At 61.4% G+C, this 22,877-nt stretch carries 13 protein-coding genes; all 13 read right to left on the bottom strand.

Annotated features, from left to right (window positions below; all coding sequences use genetic code 11):
• Positions 1 to 10 precede the first annotated feature (10 nt).
• Positions 11 to 1,999 (bottom strand): chromosome segregation protein SMC, encoded by a 1,989-nt coding sequence (locus CCZ27_RS19480; RefSeq protein ID WP_157748642.1) that lies wholly within the window; start codon positions 1,997 to 1,999, stop codon positions 11 to 13.
• Positions 1,983 to 3,851: a restriction endonuclease subunit S gene (locus CCZ27_RS19485; RefSeq protein WP_096450965.1), complete on the bottom strand. Its 1,869-nt coding sequence runs from the start codon at positions 3,849 to 3,851 to the stop codon at positions 1,983 to 1,985. The genes CCZ27_RS19480 and CCZ27_RS19485 overlap by 17 nt, the downstream gene beginning before the upstream one ends.
• Complete coding sequence (locus CCZ27_RS19490; RefSeq protein WP_198363193.1) at positions 3,844 to 4,734, bottom strand: PDDEXK nuclease domain-containing protein; 891 nt, start codon at positions 4,732 to 4,734, stop codon at positions 3,844 to 3,846. Before CCZ27_RS19490 ends, CCZ27_RS19485 begins: the two co-directional genes overlap by 8 nt.
• A gap of 404 nt (positions 4,735 to 5,138) precedes the next feature.
• Positions 5,139 to 7,181, bottom strand: coding sequence for a protease Lon-related BREX system protein BrxL (gene brxL / locus CCZ27_RS19495; protein WP_096450967.1), 2,043 nt, complete (start codon positions 7,179 to 7,181; stop codon positions 5,139 to 5,141).
• 2 nt (positions 7,182 to 7,183) lie between these two features.
• Positions 7,184 to 9,781 carry a PglZ domain-containing protein gene (locus tag CCZ27_RS19500; protein ID WP_096450969.1) on the bottom strand — a complete coding sequence of 866 codons (2,598 nt, stop codon included), beginning with the start codon at positions 9,779 to 9,781 and terminating at the stop codon, positions 7,184 to 7,186.
• Positions 9,778 to 10,353 (bottom strand): hypothetical protein, encoded by a 576-nt coding sequence (locus tag CCZ27_RS19505; protein WP_096450971.1) that lies wholly within the window; start codon positions 10,351 to 10,353, stop codon positions 9,778 to 9,780. The genes CCZ27_RS19500 and CCZ27_RS19505 overlap by 4 nt, the downstream gene beginning before the upstream one ends.
• Entirely contained in the window at positions 10,350 to 11,594 is a 1,245-nt protein-coding gene (locus CCZ27_RS19510; RefSeq protein ID WP_096450973.1) for an AAA family ATPase, read from the bottom strand. The genes CCZ27_RS19505 and CCZ27_RS19510 overlap by 4 nt, the downstream gene beginning before the upstream one ends.
• Before the next feature lies 1 nt (position 11,595).
• Positions 11,596 to 14,019 (bottom strand): type II restriction endonuclease subunit M, encoded by a 2,424-nt coding sequence (locus CCZ27_RS19515; protein ID WP_157748643.1) that lies wholly within the window; start codon positions 14,017 to 14,019, stop codon positions 11,596 to 11,598.
• On the bottom strand, positions 14,016 to 15,677 hold the full coding sequence (locus CCZ27_RS19520) for a hypothetical protein (protein ID WP_157748644.1): 1,662 nt from the start codon (positions 15,675 to 15,677) through the stop codon (positions 14,016 to 14,018). Before CCZ27_RS19520 ends, CCZ27_RS19515 begins: the two co-directional genes overlap by 4 nt.
• Positions 15,674 to 16,957, bottom strand: coding sequence for a KGGVGR-motif variant AAA ATPase (locus tag CCZ27_RS19525; RefSeq protein WP_096450979.1), 1,284 nt, complete (start codon positions 16,955 to 16,957; stop codon positions 15,674 to 15,676). The genes CCZ27_RS19520 and CCZ27_RS19525 overlap by 4 nt, the downstream gene beginning before the upstream one ends.
• Complete coding sequence (locus tag CCZ27_RS19530; RefSeq protein WP_096450981.1) at positions 16,954 to 17,373, bottom strand: SAM-dependent methyltransferase; 420 nt, start codon at positions 17,371 to 17,373, stop codon at positions 16,954 to 16,956. The genes CCZ27_RS19525 and CCZ27_RS19530 overlap by 4 nt, the downstream gene beginning before the upstream one ends.
• On the bottom strand, positions 17,370 to 19,316 hold the full coding sequence (locus tag CCZ27_RS19535; protein WP_096450983.1) for an Eco57I restriction-modification methylase domain-containing protein: 1,947 nt from the start codon (positions 19,314 to 19,316) through the stop codon (positions 17,370 to 17,372). Before CCZ27_RS19535 ends, CCZ27_RS19530 begins: the two co-directional genes overlap by 4 nt.
• A gap of 9 nt (positions 19,317 to 19,325) precedes the next feature.
• Entirely contained in the window at positions 19,326 to 22,868 is a 3,543-nt protein-coding gene (gene brxC / locus CCZ27_RS19540; protein WP_096450985.1) for a BREX system P-loop protein BrxC, read from the bottom strand.
• Positions 22,869 to 22,877 lie beyond the last annotated feature (9 nt).

Consider the following 22,877-nt stretch of genomic DNA (forward strand, 5'->3'; position numbering starts at 1 on the left):
TTTGACTTCGTCATGGCAGGTCGCACCTCAACAGACGCTCGGTGGCCGGAGCGCCATGCAATTCCAATCTCAGCCAGGGGGCCTTCTGAAACGCAGGGGGCGGTTGTGTCGTCGTAGTCACGATGTACTGGAAGGGTGAATGCGCCTGCCCTTCCAGGGCCGCCACCATGTTGAACAGTCGGTGATATACGCTCAGGCCCAGATCGGCTTCACGGGGGCTGTCATGCAGCAGGAAGGCCGGCAGTTGCGTTCCGCCTTCGATGCTCATGCACATGACCGCCAAGTCGAAGGCAATGATCTTCAGGGATTCGATCGCAGGGCTGGAACGCTCACCGCCGAGCTGAACGCCGAGTTTCAGCCCATTGCCATCCAGGCTCACGCGGCCAGAGGCCGTCGGGCCCACGGTGAGACGGATGATGGCGTCGAAATGCGTCGATAGCCGATCGAACACGGCAGCCTGACGGTCGCGGAAAGCTGCCAGTTGCTCGCGCTCGGCGTCGATCTTTGTGGCCATCTCCGTGGCCTGCCTTTGGGCCTGCTCCCATGCATCCCAATCAGCACTCAGACGCTGGATATCGTCCAGCAGGCGGCGGGCGTTGAACCAGGCCGACGAGCGTTGCGTACTGAGCTTTTCGGCCTTGCTCAAATCTTGCCGAAGGGCATCTCTGGCAGAGCGTGCTGCTGGCAGTTGCTGGTTCAGCACTGTGATAGCCGCCTGCACGTCGTCAATAACGGCCTGCTGCTGGCTGACCTTCTGGGCTACGGCCTCATGTCTGCGCTTCAGCCCTTCCAGATCGGTTAGCTTGTGCGACAGCTTGCATCCCTCAGCCTTGACCCGGTCGATGGGTACATCGCAAATCTGGCACACAGGCACTTCGGCTTCGCGAAGTCGCACGGAAATCAACGGCAACTCAGCCTTGTACTGGCGCAGCAACTCCTGGTTGAGGGGCAAACTGCTCTGCAGGACGGCCAGCTTGCTGTTCAGTTCCGACACTTGTTTTTCGGCTTCACGGCTGCGTTGCCGCAGGTCGCCCAGGTTGAACACGTCCGCCCCTGGACTGACCCGGCTCACCTTGGCCAAATGCTGACGCGCGGCCTGATGCAATGATTCGATGCCCAACTTTCCTTCGGGCACATCATCCGAAGTGAGGCCCAACGCCTGGATGATGCTGAGCCGAGTTCTGCCGCAAGCCCACTCCCTGCGCGCGCTTTCTTGCAGGTGGGCTTTGTGGGTCTCCGTCTTGGCCGACACCGACTCATGCAATGCGATCTCGTCCGTGGCGATGGCACCGATCAGCACGCGCATGGCGTCCTGCAGACGCCCCCTGGACATGTTCCGCACGGGGGATTCGGAGTCCGACTCGGCCGCGCGCCAATCCAGCACGTGGTCGAACCGGCATTCCTGATCCCGCGTCAGCCAAGCCAATGCCACACGCCAGGCGTCGTGTGTGCGCAGCACGGGCATGCGCCTGGCCACATCGGGCGTGAGTACCTGGCTTTCGATGGCCTGGAGCAAGGGCGCCATGCCGGTCGGTTCGTTCAGGCGGTCAAACAACTGTTCGGGCAGCACGCCTTCCACTGCGAAATGCCCCCGACCCACCGCCAGGGGCCGCAGCACGCCCCACAGCTTGCCGTGCAGCAGCACCTCGGCCGACACCCAGCCGGTCAGGAACGCACTGCCGATGCTCAACCTTTGCGCCTCCGGGGCGAAGCGGTCTTCACCCAGGCAATAACGCAGCAAGCGGCAAAACAGGCTCTTGCCGGCACCGTGGCCCACATCGTCTTGCGCAGTGGGCTGCGACTCACGCTGCCCCTGCACATCGGCAGGATCGGGCGACCAGACGAAGTTCAACCCCGGCCGCAGTTCGACGGCGCGCACCAAATCGCCCGGTGCACGCCAGATGGCGAGCCGGCGTACCCACAACGCAGGCTCGGTCACCCCGGGTGGGGGTTTGACCGACAGCGCGGCATGACCGAACAGATCAGGCTGCCCTGACATCGACAAACTCCAGCACTGCAGGCTCAAGCGACGGCAAGATCGACTCGACGCCATGAGCACGCAAGTGCGCCACGACAAAGCCAGCCCGGCCGTCGGGCCAGCCCGCCGTCTCGATGCTGGCTGCACCGGGGCCGAGCGTCCACGTCACCTCGTCACCGGCACCCGCCTCGATCAAATCGCCCCGCACCCGCATATTTTTGATGGCACGGCCCCAATGGCTGTTGGTGGAGGGCTGGAAACGGGCGACATTGGCGGGCAGGGGTTTGGCCTCATCGCCGACCAGACGCGACCACAGCTCGGCCTTCCCCTCGGACAACACGGTAGTGAAGAGACGTGGTTGCTGGCACAGCAGCGATGCCAAGCGGGCCGTTCGTTCCGGTATGGGTTCCCTCCAGGCCCGCAATACCGCCGTGAGCCACACGGCAGTAGCCTGCCCCTCCGGGTCGGCGGGGGCCGCCCATGCATCGTTGGACAGGGATCTCCAATCGATCGGCGGACGCTCAGGTGCCGAGGGCTGCGCCTTGGGCCGGGAGCGAGGCCGCCCGCGCGAAGCGCTTGCCTGGGTAGGCTGACTGGCGGCCAGCCGCTGGAGCAGCACACTGGCGGGTTCGTCTTGCGGGTCTTGTTCCACCAGTTCGCCGCGGAAGGCTTTGGCCAGCACTTGGGGGGTAAGGCGCTGGGCGCAATTGCGCAGGGTAGCGCAGCGGGACTCGATGCGGTCTGCAAGCCGCAACAATGCATCCACCTGACGAACGATCTCTCTCTGAGCACTCACTTCTGGCAGAGGCAATCGAACGTTTTCCAGGTCCGGTTGCGAGACTTTCCAGATTCCCGCAGTCGTCTTGGCTGAACGCTCAATTTGCTCGCGCACGAATTGGCTGGCCCACACGTGCTTCAAATATTCAGGCAGCAATTCGGCGTGGTCAGGACGAATCCGGATCATTGTGTCCGGGAACGCAATCGCCTCCTTGCATTCACTGACCAAGCCGCCACGACCGACAAGTTCCTTGGAGCCGTTTCCTCGTGAAACGAGGTAGTCGCCGTTGTGAATCAAAAACCTCGTGGTGTCGGCAACGTTCGACCAATCGCCCGCCTTGGTTTCTTTCAAATCGATCCCAGAAGACTTGAGCGACGTGAGCCGCAGCACGGACATGCCGTTGCCGTCACGAACTGATTTGCCATTGCGAAGAGGCTCCAACAACACTTCCGACAATCCAACCACGCGAAATGGGGCGTCAGGAGTCGCACTTAGAAAATCTTCACCCGCCGCAGCATTCAGCACCGCCTGTCGAAACCGTTTGAGGATGCCTGGGATGGCATCGAGGTGGCCATTGCAGGCGTTGACGCGGGCGAGCAGGGTGTCGAGTTGGTCGGCGATGCGGGTTTGCTCTGCTGCAGGAGCTATGGGGGCTAGATAGGCGCGCACGTCCTTCGACCGAACGGCCGGGTATAGCGCACCCTGAACCAATTCGGACATGGTTTCGATGAAATCGTCGGTACGCACCATGTAACCCAGCCACCTGGGATCGATTCCGTCCAAGGGCCGCAATACATCAAAACCGGTCGAGGCGATCTGCCCATCCAGCGCTGCCGGAACCAGTGCTACCGCATTCAGATTGGGACGGGTCATGGACACCAGCGTGTCTCCTGTCCTCACCCACTTGCGAGCCCTGCTGGGCGCGTCTTTGCCATTTAGCTTCTGGGGTTCGGAAATCGTTTTAGTTGCGCGATCAATGGACCCGATGTCGATGTAGATGAACGACTCGTCAGCATCCGGAATGCGTTGCGCGGCGTCAGAGGTGATCGCTGAAAGCGGCGTTGTCGCCCAACCCTCCGGCTGTAGCCTATTCATCTGCGCCACCTTCCAGCAGCATTCCACGCCGCGCCAGCCGCTCGCGTGCCTCCAGCAACGCCTGATGCAGCTGCTGCTCTAGCTCCGCTTTGGGAGGCAATTCAGTCCAGTACTCGGCCACGGTAATGCCGTCCTTGTGCATCTGCAGCAGCTCCACCTGCTCACGGCTCGATTCCGCGCACAGGATCAGGCCGATGGGCGCTTCCTCGCCGAGCTGGCGTTCATGCCTGTCCAGCCATTTCAGGTACAGCTCCATCTGCCCCTTGTGCGCGGCCTTGAAGCGGCCGAGCTTTAGCTCGATGGCCACCAGGCGGCGTAGGCGCCGGTGGTAGAAGAGCAGATCGAGGTAAAAGTCGTCCCCGTCGATGACCATGCGCTTCTGACGTTCGACGAAGGCAAACCCCCGGCCCAGTTCCAGGATGAAGGCTTCGAGCTGGCGCAGGATGGCGGCCTCCAGATCGGCCTCGTCATGGCCTTGGCGCAGGCCTAGAAAGTCCAGGAAGTACGGGTCCTTGAAGATCTGGCTCGGCGCTTGGCCTGCTGCGGGCAACAGGGTGGCAGGCGTCTGGGCGTTGGCGATTTCGCTGCGCTCGAAGGCTTTGCGCTCAATCTGCTGGGCCAGCTCGCGCACGCTCCAGCTATCCTGCGCCGCCTGCCGGGCGTAGAAATGGCGAGCTTGCGGGGTTTTGAGCGCCACGATGGCCACCAGATGGCTCCAGCTCAATTTTGCCGACAGCGTCGTCACAATCCCGGCTTCCGGGAAGGTCTGGGCGAACTTCACCATGCGGCGCAGGTTGCGGGCCTCGAAGCCGCGCCCGAATTCGTGGGATAACTGTTGTCCGAGCTGATTGCGTATTCCGATGAAACCTACCACCTGTTCCACGGGAATGCATGCCACTCATTCCATACCAAACTCGGCCATCTATCCGGATCGAAACCCAGCCAGCGACTCCATCTCAAAGTCGGCCATTGGGTCCGAACTCTGTGACTAATCATCGATCCACATTTAGCCAATACGCAGCGATCAGATTCGGATGCTCGGCGCTCTCACCCCGAAGAGAGGGCCGTAGGCCCGAACGTAGGGGCGAGAGCGCCGAGCCGCGCCAGACCGGTTGGCGCCCGCTTTCTGCACCATGGCCCCTCTTGCCCAAACGCCCAGGTTCGCGTCGCTGGACAACGAGCAATCAGCTGGCCAGTCAGCGCAGGCGAGCTGACGGTCGGAACTGACCCATCCGTTCCCATCGGCAGTTCCTCTCAAGCGCAATGATTGCGCGCTCGACCCGCCCCTCAGTTCAACCCCAGCGCCTTGAACGCCGCCTGGCGGACATCACCGTAGAAAATCGGGTCGACGTGCTCGAGCACGTCTGGAGCGAGTTCAAGAACCTGCCGCTTGTTCCCTACTGGCAGTAACGCGCGCTTGGCTCCGTTGTCCATCGCGACCTGGAGTGGTTCGGCCAATGAGCGAACGGGCTTGATGTTGCCCTGGACGCTCATGTCGCCTAACACGAGAAGGCCGGGTTGTGGCTGCGCTTTGCGGGTGATGCTGAAGGCTGCGACGAAGAATGCGACACCAATCTCAGCCTCTACGCGATTTCCGAGAAGGTCGATGACCTCGACGTGGAGGTCAGAGGTATCGAGCTCCCGGCCGATGCCGAAGGACACCTTGTTCGCCTGCAGGTAGCTGAATGCGCGGCTCACGGACTCTTTCATCGTCCCGCTAACGCCCCCAGCAAGCTTCAGCTTGCCGGTACCTGAAGACTGCGACACCTCCACGCGGTAGAGCCCAACAGTTCCGTCACTGCTAACCGACGCGGTGTAGACCGTCCCCGGTGGCAACGGGTCCGCGGAGATGAGATCACGGCCGCCTTGCTCAGGAACGCCCACGAAGCGCTCCTCGCCGGTGGCGCTATCGAGGTAGCTGAAGCTGGTGTGGTGGTACTCGAAGCCGCCCATCTTCTTGAGCTGCTCCTTTACGCGCCGACGGCCTTCAATCGCGAAGGCGAGGATCTCCTCAAGGTCCTCCTTCGACACCTGCCCGTGGGGATGCAGGATTTTCATCATCGCCGATACCGTGCGACGCACTGCCTTGCGGTCGCGGGCGTTGAGGTGGCTCCCCAGCCCGAAGTGATGATCGATGACCTCGGTGAAGTTCGACTTGCGGAGCTCACGCAGCGCCTCGGCCAAGTAGTCGACCACGAATCCGTAGTGATCCGTGAAATGATCATTCTGCATCTTCGGCACTTCCCAGCCCGGAAGGTAGAAGTGCAGGCGATCGATGAATGCCATGTCGTCCCGGATGATGTCCGGCATCGGCGCGAAGAGGTGACCGGTCTGCACCATGACGTCGATCGGCTGCTGCGTGTTGCCGAAGAGCGCGATGCTGGCGTAGCCGGAGACTTCCTCCTGGCCCCGCTGGTAGCGCCCAGACTCGCAGTAGGTCTTGAGCGTTGTGATGACCTCTTTCGGCATCTTCTGGAGATCAGCAACCTCGTCGAAGCCGACTACATCCCAGATCTGAACCAGACCTTTCTGCCGGCCCGACATGTGCCCAAAGAGGTTTGCGACCGTGGTTCCGCCCGTGAGCAGCGACGAGTACGGCGAGAGCTCCTGAACTGCGTATGACTTCCCCGTGCCGCGCGGGCCGAGCTCGACGAGGTTGTAGTTCTGTTCACACAGCGGAGCAAGACGCAGCAGGAAAAGGAGCTTGAGCCGTCGCTCCATCACCGTGGGCTCGTATCCCATACTGCGAAGGATGAAATCCATCCACTCGTCGGTGGTGAACTCGGCGCGCAGCCTGCGGTACTCCTCCAGGTCAAAAGCGGCGAGTTGGATTGGCGTCAACTTGTCGATCCAGAACGGGTACTTGCCGCGGTTCTCCTCGTCGTACTCGAAGCGCATGTCCACCTGAGCCCAGATGCCGCCGGTGAGCAAGCGATCGAAGTCCCGGACATAGTGGTCGGGAACATGCACGTACTTGTGGTCGAAGTGGGAGAGCTCAGCCCAGTAGTCGGAGTCGACCAGCCGCACCTTGACCTTGTCCAGGAAGGTCCAGCGCTGCTTCTCCTTCACCTTGCTCTGGGCTTTCATCGACTCGTCAGGACGAATGTAGTTGTCGGACAGCGTATCCATGACAACCTGCATCCCCATCTGGATAGCCATCTCGTCCGACGACGCACAGTACTTGCCCAACAGGTACTCGAGGACGAAAACCGGCACGTTGGCGCCGACCTTCACCTTGCGGACAAGATCCTTGCGGACGACCTTGCCTGCAAACACGCGGTTGACCTTGTCGTCGAGGTCGTCTCGCCTCGGTACGGTCTCGTTCATCATGGTCACATTCCCAGCTTCACATCGATGTCAGCAGATTGGGCGAGAACCGCGTCGGTGGCGGGGTCCTGCGCGACGATGCGGATCTTGTTGACCTCATCCCGGGTGAGCATCATCGCCACATTTGCTGGCTTACCGGGCTGCAGCATCAAGACGCCAGACGCTCGGTCGAGCTCAGCATCCAATGCCATGCCACAGCGGCCAACTTCGAGCCCATCCGCCAGAAGAATGAGACGAACGGGCACTTGCTCTTGAGAGAAGAGCTCTGCAGCCACCAGCACGCGCATACCGAACGTACGGTTGGTGAGCACACTGGGGTAGCCCTCGAGCGCAACTTTTGAGCCGGACGCTGCCTCCGGCGCCCCCGCCGACGGCATCCGCAGCGTGACCACCGGCACAATCATTTCCTGAAGGCTCGGGCCGCCATGATGGAACGCCAGATCGCCACCGGCCCGGAACACAGCAAGCCCTTTAGGGAAGATGAAATCGAGATCAGTGTCGTAGCCAAGCTCCGCACCGGACACGCGGGACGCGGCTGCGGGTGTGCGCGCACCGCGGCCGGCCCAGCATCGCCGGTGCTGGTCCACCGTATCGCCCCCTGGCTTATCCATCAGCATGTCCTCTTCCTTGCGGATCGAGAACTGATGGCCATGGTCTGCGGTGATGACAAAATGCTCTACGCCAGTGCGGGCGAGCTTTCGAACGGCTCGGGCGAGATTGCCGATGATCGTGTCCATGATCTGCCGCGCCAGCAGGCCCCCATCCATCTCTCCAAGACCATCAATCGACTGCGACCGAACGACGGTTAGCGGTGCATCCGCGAGTTGCTTCTCCAGCGCTCGCGTCGATTTCTGCAAGAGCTCGCCAAGGTCGATGTCGACGGCTTCTGGGCGAACGGCTTTGAGATACTTCATTCGTTCCGAGAGCCCCGGCATGGTCGTGTCACCAATCCGGGCAGCCAGCTTTCCTTTGTGGTCGATCACCGAAAAGCTCGACGATGCACCCGGGAGCAGCGCTGCCATGCCGATCGGTGTGATCGAGGGGAGCACCCCCACAGCAGGCACAAGGCGGAGCTCCTGAGCCCCTTCGAGCTGCTCGACCAGGTCGGCCGCCATCTCGAAGCGCATCGCGTCGACAAAGAAGTAGGCGATCCGGCCGCGTATCGGCTCAACGAGTTCCGGGTAGATGCGGGTTTGGTGGAGAACCCCATTGACTGACCACCCTGCTGCGGCCAGCGCAGCCGTGTAACCCTGGGTCATCTCCTTCAGAAGTGCCTCATGGTTACGACGAACCAGCCCAAGTGCTCTTTCGAGCGAAGGCTCAGGCTCGTCCTCAAGCTTTGCGACCCAAGACTCAAGCGCACGCTGGGCGAGGTCGGCCCGATACCAGTCACTCGCATAGCCTTCGACCCAGCTTTTCGGGGTACCGTTGCCCCTCTTGAGCAGCGGACGAGTAGTGGCAACCGCCCGCCCCAGCTCGGCCATCAAGCGGCATGTTTCCCACTGTCCGAGGCGGCCGAGACTGCGATCCACCCAGAAACTGCGTCGGCGAGCTAGCACCAAGTCGAGGGCGCGCTCGTAATGCGCATCCCCAATCAGCTTCGCCGCATGTTCGAGCAGAATCGTTTCCTCGAAGCGGAAGGTGTCGATCGTCCCGAGCGCATCAGCCTCGATCGCCAACGCAGGGAGGTTGAGCTCGCGTTCGAGGCCATCAGCGATCTCCGTGTAAGCATCTGGATACTCGTGGCGAAGGCGTTCGGCAACATCACGAACCCGCTGCATCTCGTCCTTCGTCGGCGGCATCGGGATCACATCCAGCTGACTAGGCGCCTCGCTCGCAAGATCAGCGCGGAACTCATTGATGAGTACATAGCGCAGGGTCTGGTGCCGAGCCTTGACCAAGCTGGCATCGGATAACGGGAGGCCAAGGCGGGCCTGTACAAGCTTGAGCAACTCCGGCACCGCCTGTTTTGCCTCGAGATCAGTGTCCCAGGCATCATCGGCGAGCCAACGACAGATCAGCTCCTCGCTCGACCCCTTACCGAGGACGAGCTTAACCAGGGATGCGGATCCGCCCTCAGTGCTGCTCTGGTCGATCAAGAATCTCACGACGTCCTTATAGGTAAGCGACGTCGGAGCAAGCATCTCGTCAATGTCGCCATCGGTGTAACGCCGCCGCAGTTCGTTGCGTGCGAGCCCGCGCAGGCTGGGCTCGTAAGACTTTCCGGCGCAGTCGAGCTCGAAGAGCACATTCCAAACCTCCTTACCCTGCGCGGCATTCGGACCAGCCGGCGCCCGAAGCTTGCCCAGCCTCTCTTTGGCATAGCCGGGAACGTATACCAGGAGAGGCTCAGGGAGCGGCGCTGCGAGGATTGGCTCGACAGCAGCCTTCAGGGCAAAGAACGAGCCGTCAAAGCGAGCCAAGCAGGCCAACGTATCTAGGATGCGGACACGCAGGAGATCGCCCACGCCAGAGCCCACGACCTCAAGCTCGTCGAGAAAGGGTTGGAACTCCTCGCGCAGGTCGTAAAACACAACGATCCGTCGCTCGCGGAGGAGGCGGTCGAGAGTCGACGCGATTTGTTGATGGAGCCCGTGAGTCATCCCGCGTTTTCCAACTGCTTGGCGACAGCGGCGGCTATCAGGGGTGCCTTCTTGCTCAACCCATCAAGCGTTAGTTCGCCCTCTTGATACATTCGGTACCACTCCCTGCGCTGTCGTATGACACGCTCATCATCTCGAAGGTGCAAACGCTTCAGTACGAAATTCGCGCGATCACGCAGCACCTCTGGGACAGCGTCGGTTGCAACAAGCTGAAGAGAGGGCAACAGGATCTCGAACCACCCATCAACCACCTGGAATGGGTCAAAGATCTCACTCGAACTCAGGCTGTTCTTGCTCGAGTTGATCCAGCCAGATGCAAATCGAAAGTTCGACCATTCGTACGCCTTGGAACGATCTTCATCGCAACTCACAAAATGGTCGACTGTACCTACCGGCTCGTACATAACGGAGTAAGCGCAGAGACTTCCAAACGCATCAGCGAGCGCAGGCTTGAAGGGGCTCCAAAGATCCTTAGGGCGGCCAGATGGGTGTTCGGCCAACCAGTTTGCTCCCGGACGCTCGACCCTCTCGAGGAATTCGGCTGGTTTCTCGCAGGGCTGGAATCGGATCATGCCTGCGACTCCTGAGCCTCAACCCAGACAACCCACCGCGGCCAGAACACATCGTGCCCGGCCAGGACGCGTTCCAGCTCTGCGTGAATGGCATCCTTCGTTTCCAGGCCGGCAGGAAGCGCCTCCTCCCCCCGCATCAGAGCTTCCGCGGCCTCGATTGCGCGCTCAGCCTCAATCGAGCGCGCCTGATCCAGACCAAAGGCGTCGGAGACCAGCCAGTTCAAGACATCCCCCTGCTTCGCCCAGGCTTGCTCGCGCAGCAGGACCTCGCCCGCCCTTTCCTCAAGCAGGAAGAGCTTATCGAGTTCGCTGTCGAATACCGGCTCAACGGATGCGAGGACGAGCGGCGAGTGAGTTGCAGCGATGAGCTGCACCGAGGCGTCGTGGTTGCCGGTCAGCACGTCCATCACCTGCAGCAGCGCTGGCACAATCAGACGCTGCCATTGTGGGTGGAGGTGGGCCTCGATTTCGTCGAAGAGAAGGATTATCTCCTTAGCGGGCGCCGTACCCTGCAACTCAGAGCTTGCAACATGTTCTCGCCATGCCCACACCAGAAGGTATGCCACCGCGAGAATGCGGCGCATGCCAGCAGAAGCATGCACCACCGCGACGTCCTGCCCATAGGGCATGCGCAACGTAGGGTACTGCTTGGGGTCGTCGAGTGCGATCTTTCTAAGCTCGCCAGGGGTAAGCTTTCCAGATCCCGACGGGGAAAGCGTGTCAAGCACTTTGCACAGTACTGCGAATGCATCTCCCCGCTCTCGCTGCCACGACGCCCAGTCTCGAACCAACCCTTCGCAGAGAGCATTGCCCTCCCAAACTTCTTCTGGCTTGAACAGGAATGCCTGCGGACGGTCAGGCGTCTCCTTCTTCCAATAGTTGCGCGCAGGGTCCCAGACGGCGAAGCCACCATCGACCTGGGCATACAAGACGAGGCCCGGAATCGCAGGCCGACTCGGCTTGACGCTCCAGTTGTCGGATGCACGGTCGAACTTGCTTGTGTACTCGTAATCACCTGACGTCTTTTTTGTATAGGAGAACGAGATACTCGGTAAGGCAGGCGGGAGGTGCGGCACGATCAGTCGCCGTGCCCACGTGCGAGTCAAAGCCCACCATGCGGTGTCGAGCAGGAAGCTCTTGCCAAGTCCGTTGTCTCCAGCGATCAGGTTGATCCGCGGAGCAAAGTCCAAGGACATCGTCTGAGCCGGGCCTACTGAGTCGAATTCGAGTCGGTTAAGCATGTCAGGAAACCTTAGTTTGGTAGCGCGTACCCCGTTTCTGTCCGGTGCGAGTTACGTCGCCTCGGTCAAGCAACGCGGTGACGGCCTTATTCCAGTCTGCGTCCGATATGCCAGTCGCGGCGAGGACGTCGGCTTTTGAGGCACCACCGGCAACGCGGGAGATGGCAGCCTTGACCACGTTGAGGGTCGCCTCATCAACGATCGCCTCCGCAGCCGGAGCACGAGCAATGGTCGGAACAAACTTCGGGGCCGCGCTTTGCGGCGAAGAGCTTTTGGCCTGCGGCTTCCGCCCCTTACTCACTGCGGATGTCGCGGCAGACAGCAGGTCCTTCAGCGCAGCCTTGACCGTCGCAGAGGTCCGCTCGTCGATGAGTTTCTGAACCGTAGTCTCATCGACTTGCTGCTTTTGCCAGCTGCCGGACGCATCCTCATGCCAGAACACTTCTTCTAGACCGTGGGCAATGGCGAGGCTGCGGTCGTCGATGCACTTGAGAACCACTCTTTCCGGCCACAAGTGCATGGCGAGGTGCGCCCAGTCGTACTCGCCACTGACGAGTTTGTCCCAAGCTTTCTTGCATTCGGCCTGCCAACTCCTGCTCTGTGGAACTAACCGCCAGAGTGGTGCGAAGTTGAGGATGACCCCATCGTGGAGGTTCGGCTTCCAGAGCGGCGCGACTCGTGCGATCTCAGTCTTGAGTGCCTGCAACTCGCCAACGAAGTGCTCCTGCTGCTCGATCTCGCGTCGCTGGGATGCCGAACGAATTCCTCCCGTATCCCGGGTGAGAGCGTAGAGCTTCGATTTCTCGTGATCAAGCTTACCGCCGAGAAAACTGGATTCGAGTATTTGGAAGAGTGTGTCGCTGGTCGCTCTGTGGATATAGATCCACACCGAGTACGAACCCGACGCAGTCGCGAGTTGCCAGTAGATGGGCGCTTTTCGCCGGCTCTTGCTATAGCGCTTGATGTGCGGCTCGAAGAAGTCGCGGGCGAACCAGGTTCGAAGGTCCAGCGTGCCGAGGAGTTCGGCTGCCTCGTGCCAACAGCCATTGGCGTCGTCGAAGACTGTGTCGAACACCGACCGAACGGCGCGGACGACGTCGCGCGGGTGCCCGGGGTCGTCGACGAGGATGCCATCCGTCGGGAAGGTCAGCGGGTAGCCAGCCGGCGGCGAGGCGACGGGGAGATCGTCGTCGCCCGTGAGCATACCGGGGGAGCAGACGGGCAGAGGGTCGAAGGGCTCGGGCTCGGGAGGAGCTTCGCGTTCGCTAGTCGCAAGGCGCACGTCAAACCGGCCGAAGGCAACGCCCAGGGTCCAGGAGAGGAGCGAGGCGACCATCGGTGTGGCATCGACCTCGGGAGCGCCTCCGTCATCGTCGGACTCGTCGCCATCGTCATCATCTGGGCTCATGTCCGAGTCAATACTCAAGCCGAACCCGCGCTCAATGACCGAGCGGTCCTCGCCAGAAATTCCATAGAGCCGGTAGCTCTCTTCGTTGATCTGGCCGTGAAGTGCATCGAGCTCGGCTTGCGAGGCGGCCGCTAGACGTGCCCAGTGCTGTGCGCGGTCACCCAGACTCCCGACACCAGCCTGCAAGACTGCTGGGAGCATGAATGCGCGCGAGATCTCCACGCGGGTATCGAGGCTACGCTGAAAGCGCCAACTCTGTTTCGCAAGCTCTGCAAGGGTGTCCCGCAACTCCCCATCAATGGTGGGCACCGGGACAGATGTGACGTAGCCGACCTCGTACTTGAGGGTCTGGCCACCGGTTGTGCCACGGGCCATCAGAAGCCCGAGAAGTCCGAGATAGGGAGCGCTATTCAGAACAGCAGCAAGTGCCGCCACGTCCGATGAAAAGATCGCCGGGCCATCGGACCCGAATACACATCCGCGTGGCAAGTACTGAAACGAACCAAGTAAGTGAGGTCGGCGGGGCCAAGTAATTCCCGCACGGAAAAAGCAGTTCTTGGCGGTGTCTCGCAACATCCATATGTTCGATTTGACTTCGCCTCGATCATTTAGGTTGGAGGCGATCTCCAGCCCATCGCGCTCCCACTTCACAACGAGATAGATATTGGAGTAGTAGGGAGAAAAGCTGCCTCCCTTCGCGAACGGTCGCCAAGTCTCGAGCCGAGTGTGATCGCCGACTTCAGGCCATAGGCGGACGAAGCGAAAATCGTCAGCCGTTGCCAATCCTTGCTTGGCCACCCGCTGCCCAGCGTCGAGCCTCGGGAACTTGGAGAAAGCCGACCGCACGCCGTTGCCGATCCAATAGACAAACGGGGACCGCGGAATCAGAGTCAGGTCGTCCAACACGACCTTGAATGCTTGATCGTTCTGGTTCGGGAGCCCCAAAATAACTGCTCGGAGGGCCTTTCCGCGTTCCTCGGGCGGTGCGTCATTTACTCTCAGAAAAACGGCCTTCATCTCTGCACCTCCCCATCGCGCCTGAGCGGAACTCCACCCCGTCGCGCCAGCTTGAAGCCCAGCCGAAAGATGTCTGGCACGTCGATGCGCCCGGTCTTCATTTCGCGCCAGACGCCCAGCTCCGCGAGGCGCTTGCGCGCGCTGTCGGCCGAGTCGATCTCGGCCGCCACGACGTCGGCGTCCGCGAGCGCGTCCGTCACTTGCCACCGCGCCTCCGCATCTGCAAACTCGAAGGGCACCGCGACGTCCCCGGCGAGCGCGACCATCAGTGGTCGGACCCACGGATGCTCGGCGATCTCCCCGACCCGAATGCGCGACGCCTCGTGGACGCCGGCATGCAGGCTGCGGAAGTGCACGGCGTAGTCGTGATCCGCGTGATGATTGGCCGTATGCGCCACCGCCGTGGCGAGAGCGGAGAGGAAGCTGCGCGGGCTGATGTCGCCGTGGGCATCGGCCAGGTGTGTGGGCAGCCACCGATAGGGGAAACCCTTGCGCGCGCTCTCGCCCATGAAGGGCCCGGTAAGCCGGTGGAAGAGCCGCTCCTGCATGGCCGGTTCGAACTGCGACTCGGGCGGAGGCGTCCAGTCAGCGGCCTGAGCAAGCTTGAGGACCTCCTGCTTCTCCTCCCGGCCGAGGCCGCGGCCCTTGAGCTTGTGCTCGAAGAGCGTCGTGTAGAGATCCTGGCGGTACTCCGCGCCCCGCAGCGGATGGTTGCCGAGGAGCTGCCAGAGAAGCCCGTAGAGCTCGGTCGTCAGCCAGCGCAGCGACGCCGTCGACGCGCGAAGCTTCGATGCGTCGGGGAAGCGACCTACGCGACGATCCTCGAATTGATCCGTCCGCAGGAAGACCTTGGCGCGCAGGTGGCGGAACGATCGGAGCTCGAGGGCGAGCTGACACAGTCCCTCCACCAGGGTGTAGAAGGTGGCCGCGTCGTCCGCGGCGTCGTCGAGCGCATCGAACAGCCAGATGCTGTCGCGTTCAATGGCGTGCAGGGTCGCGTCGAACTGCTGCAGCAGCCAGTCGGCCGCTTCGGGGTTGTTCACGGTCCAGGCGACGCGCTCCTCCCAGGAGTCGATGGCCGGCAGAAGTAGGTCAACCGGGGGGATGTGGCGGCCATCCCCGAAGCCCGACCCATCCCACAGTCCTGCGCCATAGCCGCTGCCGCTGACTGCTCCATCACCGTAGCCGAAACCTGAGCCATCACCGAATCTGCCGCCGCTCGGCGCGCTCAAGCGCCCAAGGCCATGCTCGGCTGCGAAGCGCCCCGCGCTCCAGACGACGACGGCCTTCCAGACTAGGCGCGCTTTCTGCCCGGCGTCGAGGAGGCGGGCGAACACATCCTTGCTCGGGTACTGCGTCAGGTCGCGCGTCTTACCGAAGCCCGGGAAAACAAGTGTTTCCTCTCGGATTCGGACGTGAGGCGCTAGACGCGCCAAAAGGCCACGGTGCTCGCGGGATTGAAGCGCCGCCCACCAGTAGCTCTTGCCCATACCGCGATCGCCTAGCACCACAGGAATATTGATGTGGAGCGCCCGTGCGTGCGTTTTTGGCACGAAGAATTGATGCGTTGGCGGAGGCGCTCCGTACTCGGCGCTTTCTACTGGAAGGGCGTCGCGAATCAGCTCGCGGAGATCCGTTGTGCGCATGCGGGTGTTCATGGCGCCTCCTCTTCCTCTAGCAGGACGCGATCAAACCACGCCAGGAATCCCCCGTAGGCCGCCGCCACATCGTTCTCTGCCCACGCTTTCTGCGGATCAAAAGCCATGAGGGCACGCTGCCAGAAGACGGCCCTTGGGTAGTGCCGTCCGGATGGGTCCTCCGCAGGCGAGTAAAAGATGTCGGGGTCAAGTCCGTCACCTTGCTCGTCGTAGAGGGTGTCGCGGAAAAGATCCCACGCGTTGTCCGTTAAGGCGTTGATGTAGTCGTCCCGGCCGGTATCGGGAACCTGCGCGCCAACCACCCAGAGCTTCTCGCGAAACGCGCGGCGGTCTGGATGGATTGCCCAATGTTTGAATAGGAACCCATAAGCGCTCCACGTCTGCGGCGTGTCCACGGCAAACATCAGCGTGTCCGCGCCCATCGCGAGAATCAAGGCTGCGCTCGTATCGTGCAGCCCGGTGCGGCTATCGAGAAGCACGACGTCAGGCATCTCCTGTCCTTCGATGCCCTCAACCAACCGCTTGAGACGGCTCGGCCAAGGCTCGTGACCGTTTGGCCCGCGCTCGAGGTAAGCCCTCCCCAGCTTCGCGAGGTAATCCCCGGTGTCAGAGCCAAAGGCCGGCACCACAGTGATCGTGCCTGGACCATTAGCCAACGTGCTCTGCCGGACCATCTCGCCGAGCACCGCATCGCCCTGACCAAGAGCATCCTCGACAAACCAGTCCACAATGCCAAAGCGAGGTAGGTCCACGCCGAGAAGCGCGGCGCCGACGCCTGGTGATTCAAGGTCTAGATCGAAGACAAGGACTCGCTTCCCCTTCTTGGCAAGATGCCAAGCAAGAATCGTGGCCGTCGTCGAACGCCCCACGCCACCCTTCATCGAGAACAGTGTGAAGCGCTTGCTGCGAGGCGGCCCCAAGGGAGGAGACGCGCTCCACTCTGCCCCCATCAGCAGTCGGTCGTGAAGACAAACCTTGTGACCTGCGTTTTCGGCCAGCACAGCAGATGCCTGATCGTCCGGCAACTGGATCGACTTGAGGTCCTCACGGTACATGACCAAATCGTTCGCCGGGTACGCGTAGGCCCCCAGTGCGTGGGCAATATCAGTAATAAGACCTTGAATGTGCGGATAGAACGGTGATTTATCGTCGCGCCGCTTCTTCAGCAAAACCCGAATGCGGCCGTGCAGATCGCGGACAAGAAATACGTGTTCCTTGAGGTCCGGGAGCCGTGCTTGCGCGAGCTGTGTTGCCTTCTCGAGGGCGTCGTTGAAGTTCATGTAGTCACCCCGTCAAAGATCAGCTTCTCCAAGCTCACGCGGCATTGATTGGCTGCAGCCCTGTGGCTCGGAATAGCGGATGCCGTAATCGCATCGCGGGCCCAGTAGCGCTGATCGATCGACCAGTCGGCAAAGGGATTCGACTTGTCCAGTGGCTCAAGGTATCGCGACGCAAGGCCACCCTCAGCAAAACTCTGAAAAGCCGCCCAGAGCTCGGGCATGTGGACCCTGTGTCCCTTGTCCTGCGGTGCTCCGTCGGGGCTCACCGCCATGCCCAGTGCAAGCATGACTGCCTTGAGAGAGCACTCTGCAGAGAGCCCAAATAGATGGTCAGCGTTCGCCCCACGCGCTTGCGCGAGCAGCAATTCAGCGTCATGGAAGTGGCGATCGGAGGCGTCTAAGAACCTGGTGCTCATTCAGTTGCTTCCTTGCGCAGGCAGTAGGCCGCGACCTCAACCATGGCGCTGTCAAGGACGCCTTGCCCGAGATCGGCAAAAACGATGGGTGGGGCCTCCTTCAGCAGAATCTCTTCCCGCCATTTTTGGAAGCTGGAGAGGAAGAAGCCGGTTCGGGAGGTGATGGCACCGAGGTAACCATTGGGATGAAGCAGTTCGATGCCGCGCTCCACGAAGGCTGCGTAAATGTCGTTCTTCGTACGCGGATAGGCCGACTCGAACTCCTTCTTCGCTGCCAGGCTAGCTGCACCGAAAGGTGGATTCATCAGCACGACATCGAAGTGCTTGCGGCACAAATCAATGAACGCGATGCCCTGCGCGGCATCATCGGCGAAGAGTTGCCGCCGGACACCCACTGCAGTTGGCGCCCCAGTAACGTATTCCTGAAGTGCCTCGATGATGCGTTCCTCAGCGGAGTCGAAGAAGGACTCGTCCGAGATGCCCGATAGATCGAACTCCAGTTGATGACTGCGAGGGCGCTCGAAGCCAGGGAGACTGTTCTGTGTCTCTCGCCGTGCCTGAACGAATTGCTGACGGGCTTTGGCGACCGCGCTCCTGATGGCGCGGTCAATCTTGAGCAAGGAACCTAGCTCACCCGCAAGGTGCATCTCGTCGACCATCCGCTGGAAGAGCTCCCCGAGCACATTCGGTCGAAGTGTCGCTGCAAATTCGGCCACCATGCTTCGATCGCCCGGCATCGGCTCGGCGACGACGATATTCGTTCGCCCAATGAGCGGGCGCTCTTGGGCTGGCACCTTGCGGTCGTTGTATGCGCGCTGCGCGCGCATCCACAGTGCGAGGGCTGCGATCTGCGCAGCGCGCGGGTCGATATCGATGCCGTGGAGGTTGTGACGGAGAATCAGTTCGGGCACTGCGCGGTGCAAGGCTGACTCGGACTCGTAGTCTTCGCGGAGCGTCCGGCCGGTGACCTCGGACTTGGGTGCGCCCTCAGTGCGCCACGCTTCCTCGTAGATGCCGAAGAAGCTGCGCGTCGGATCGCCGGAAAGCAAGTCAAACGCGTAGAGAAGGAAGTGACCCGAGCCGCAGGCGGGATCAAGCACGCGCAGGTCGCGTGGATCCTTCAAAGCGCGTTCCTCGAAACCCTCCTCGGATTTCACCAGGTAGTCGAGGTGGGTGAGTTGCGTATCGGCGCCACGCATCTCGCACCAGGTTCGACCAAGCGAGTTGTCAGTTAGAAACTGGACGACGTACCGTGGCGTAAAGAACTGATTGCGTACAGCCAGCTCACGGCTATTGCGCGGTGCCTGGCTCTCGGCACGCATCTGGCGCCGCTCGTCCTCCCCGTTGAAGTACTGGTAGACCCAGCCGATGGTTTCGTCCTCAATCCATACGGAAGCGATCTCGGGGTCGTTCAGGGCAGCCAGAAGATCGTGCAGCGCCTGGCGTCGTGGCCAGAGAATAGTCGCAGCGTCACGCCTATCGAAAAGCGCACGCACTTCCTGCGCGATCTCGTCGAAAATCGTTTCAACGTAAATCCGGTAGCCCTTGTCGGGCAGCGCCACGAGCCCGGGTGCGAGGGCGATGTACTCCTTGAAGCCGGCCGAGTCTTCACCCCGCGAGATGCACTCCTGCACAAGTTTGCGCGCCTCGAGCATCTTCAAGGCGACGAAGCGATTGAGCGTATGGAAGGCTGCCTCGCGCAGGTAAGCTGCGACAGCACCCGCAGACGTGATGCCCAGCGAGCGCTTGTGAGCGACGGCGGCCACAAGCTTGTCCCAGATCACGCGCTCCCGAGGAGACAGGTGCGCCCCAGGGGCGAGCGGGATCCTCCCGTCCAGCAGGATGTCGTAGCGCCCCTCCAACTGCTCTCGAAACTCCTGCTCGAGAAGCCGTCGTGCTTGCTGGGTGAGGCGCTCCAGCTTCTGTCGTGTCTCCTTCTCCACGCGATGCTCCTACTGAATCCAGACCTTCTTGCCTTCGCCGAGCAACTTCTCGATGCGCTGGCGAAGCGCGGCTATGGCCGCTTCGAGTTGCTCCGGAGTCTCGACACGCCCGGCGAAGAAGTCCCCCACGTTGATGGTGACGAGGCAATTGCCTTCGATGAGCTCCATCATCTGCTGAAGTGCAGTTTTCAGGTGCTGCGGGCATGCGCTCAGCTCAGAACGGAGGAATGGGATAGTCGCCGACGCGGGCACGGTTGCCGATGCTCGGCTTGCGATCGGAGAGGAGACGCGTGCCTGCTGCTCTTCGTTCAGCTCGGTCCAAGCAGGGTTGCCGTGCAGTGTCTCCAGCGCCTGCTGATAGCACTCAGTGCGCGCGACAACCGCTGCCTGGAAGCGAGCCGCGTACTCGGCCTCAATGGCCGTTGCGAACTGATCGATTTGCGCGAGATCGCGGTAGAAGGTTTCCCGCGCCATCACATCTGCTAGCACCTGAGCCTTCGGCCGAAGCTCATCAGGCAGGTCGATTTCCTGATCCAGGAAGGCCCAGTGAGTATCGAGCGCTTGGCGCGCACGCCTGAGGTCGAGGAGTCGCGGTTCAGTCAGCGCGGCAGAAAGCTCGCTCGCGCGCTTCACTGCCTCCTTCAGACCCTTGTGCGCCCCGTTGAAACTGAGGATGGCATCATCCTCATTTCCCCCACGGATGGCGCGCATCTGGTCAATGGCTTCCTGGAGCACGGTGGCGCCGGGTAGCCCATGGCTCAGCAACGTGGAGTGGACTTCATGAAGCTTCTCCTCAGCCTCGCCAACCTCCCTACGGATTGCATCGGCGATTACGCTCGCCTGGAGCTCCGGTAGCTGCTTGCCGAACACGTCTCGGTAGGCAGCCTCAGCTTCGAGCCAGTCGTTGATGTCGGTGCCGGAGACGCGCTTCTGGAACGAACATGCTCGGAAGAGGTTGTTGCTCGAAAAGGTGTTGCGCGCCTCGACAGAGAGGGCAGAGTCGATGGTCGTGCCCTTGCTTGTCGCCTTGACCTTGCCGGCGCGAACGAGAGCAACAACGAAGAGGCGAACCACGTCGAGGTTCCAGCCAAAAGGTTCCTTCTCGAACTCGTCAGCCAGGTAGCGACCCGTCGCCGTTTCGCCATAACTCGTCTTGTTTTCGATCCGGTCCATCACCTCCTTCAGCACGCCGGTTTCTGTGTTGAAGACGGTCTGGCCCTTCTCGTCGCGCACCAGGTTCAACTGCGCGAAGACTGGCGTGAGCCCCCTGAGGTTCTCATTCGTCATCAGGGTGTCGAGATCCTTCGTCGTGACCCGTGCGGCGCCTTCGCCAAAGCGCTCATAGACGTCTGGCAGCACTTGACCGAGCACCCGGCTCGCAGCCTGGCTCACCGTGGTCGCTGAATCGCTCGGACTACGGTCGTTGCCTTGGAAGAAGATGGAGCCGCCAAGGAGGGCCTCGCGAAGCAGGCGGCGCAGCTCGGACTCGTGTGTTCGCAGACGCAGCTTCTCGTCTGCTACGAGGGACGTCTCGTCCTTTGTCTTTGCCGCACGCTCCTTTCGAGCGAGGATCTCACGCGATCGGAAAACCTCAACTGTCTCTCGATCGATGTGTTCATCGAGGCCAGCCACCCAGAACACCGCCTTGCGCTCCACTTGGGAGCGGGAGCGTGCTTCGCCAGTCTGCCGCTCAAGCTCGGTCCCACGTTCGGCAAGCGCAACGTGAAACGCGATGTCCTCGTCCAAGACTGACCTGCCATTGAAGGTCAGCCCGCCCTTGAAGGTGCGGGCATCCTGCAGGTTATGTGACGGCCTAGGCTCCCAGAACGTTGTCACTGCGTCTGCGTGGATACGGTGAACGTCACCGGGCTTGGGCTGAAAACTTGCGCGCGTTACCTCCCAGTCGTCTTCAGCGGGGGTCGGGATGCGGTACTGGCCATCGGTGACACGCACCTTGTGTGCGTCGACGAGCTGCCGCAGCGCCTCCTTGACCTCGGGCAGCACCGAGTCGTCATCGACCGCAGGATGCAACGCAGAGGCAATGTTCTCGGCCGTGCGGTGGATGCTCTTGACGTACTGGAGCAGGCAGATCGCCTTGGCCACGGGCTGGGCAAACGGATGTGGGACCTCGGTCTGAATCGCGGCAATCTTCCCGCGGATCTCGCTGGGGATGTTGCTTGCGATAAGAACGTAGATCTGGTCGATTGTCGCCAGCTTACCGACCGGTTGCTCGGCGAGCTTCACGCCCTCATGGATCAATAGCTGCTGCGCAAGCTTGATGATGGTGCGATTCGCACCACCTACGTGCTTGGTCGCTCCACCTTGCGTGCGCAGTCCGGAGACGACCTGGATGATCAAGTCGATCTGATAAGGAAGCAGCGGGTAGAGGTCTTGGAAACGCTCGGTAGTGAGCTCCGGGAGTTGAATGTCCGCCGTAAGACGCGTGTTTGCCGCCACACGGCCGCTGTGCCTGCCATACAGCTCGCGCAAGGCGTCGAGCGCCGCGGCGTTCTTGGCAAGGACGCGTTTGCTCGTGACTTCGGAGATGTCGGAAGGCTCGAGATGAACCTGTAGTGGGAACCGATCCATCAGGCGGGCGAGTTCTACCCGTTTGTCGTCGAGGCCGCCCACCAGCTCGGTCAGCTTCTCCTGCGAGGTAACGACGATCCAGATCTTGCCGCGACCGACCCGGCCCAAGCTCTGCACAGCCGCCTGAAGATCGAGCATCTTCTGAACGTCACGCGCGACGAACTGGCCGACCTCATCGATAACGAATACCAGGTTCCGCTGCGGACGGCGCCGCCCCATGAGATCCTTGCAGCGTTCTGCCAGCCGGCCCGCGGTGATGTCAGCGCGATCCTGAACACCCTGGACCCAGGAATCCTGAGTCTGGTAACGGTTCGGAAAAAGCTGATGCATGACTGCGCTCGCCTCACCGAGCGAAAAGGCGATCAGGTCCTTGTTGGCGTTCCAATCCTGGTCGAACATCTCCCGATACGTTGTCTCGAACCGCTCCAGCTCACCCTTCTGCTCGAGCGTGATCTCAAGCTCGGCAAGATCCAGATCTTCGGCGTAGCCAAGGCTCTTGAGGAAGAGCCGGTACATGATTTCGGTGAGCGTCTGGTTCCCACTCTTGATGCCACGGTCGGTCGATACGTCGAAAATGACGGCATCGGTGGGGATGTGCTCCGTGATCTGCTTCAACAGCACGGTGAGCTCAGTGTCGCCGGAGCGACCTGCGAAGATTTCGGACGCTGCTTCACCCAGCACTTGGCGGTTCTGGAGTGCAAGTCCAAGCATTTTTGCGAAGCTTGACTTACCTGACCCGAAGAAACCGGAGACCCAGATGGCGATGCCCTCGTGGGGCTTGTTGGGCGTCTCCCAATAGCTGCGAAGGATGTTCTTGTAGTGGCTACGGATAGCGTCCGTCAGTACATACTCGCCGAGTTCTTCATGCAGGATGGCTTCATCGGTCTGGTCGACCTTGATGACTTCCTCAATGCGACGGTAGATGTCGCCGGCAAAGAGCTCCTTGATTTGCGTGTTGCTCATCGATCGCAC

This window comes from Thauera sp. K11 (assembly GCF_002354895.1).
Taxonomy (GTDB): Bacteria; Pseudomonadota; Gammaproteobacteria; order Burkholderiales; family Rhodocyclaceae; genus Thauera; species Thauera sinica.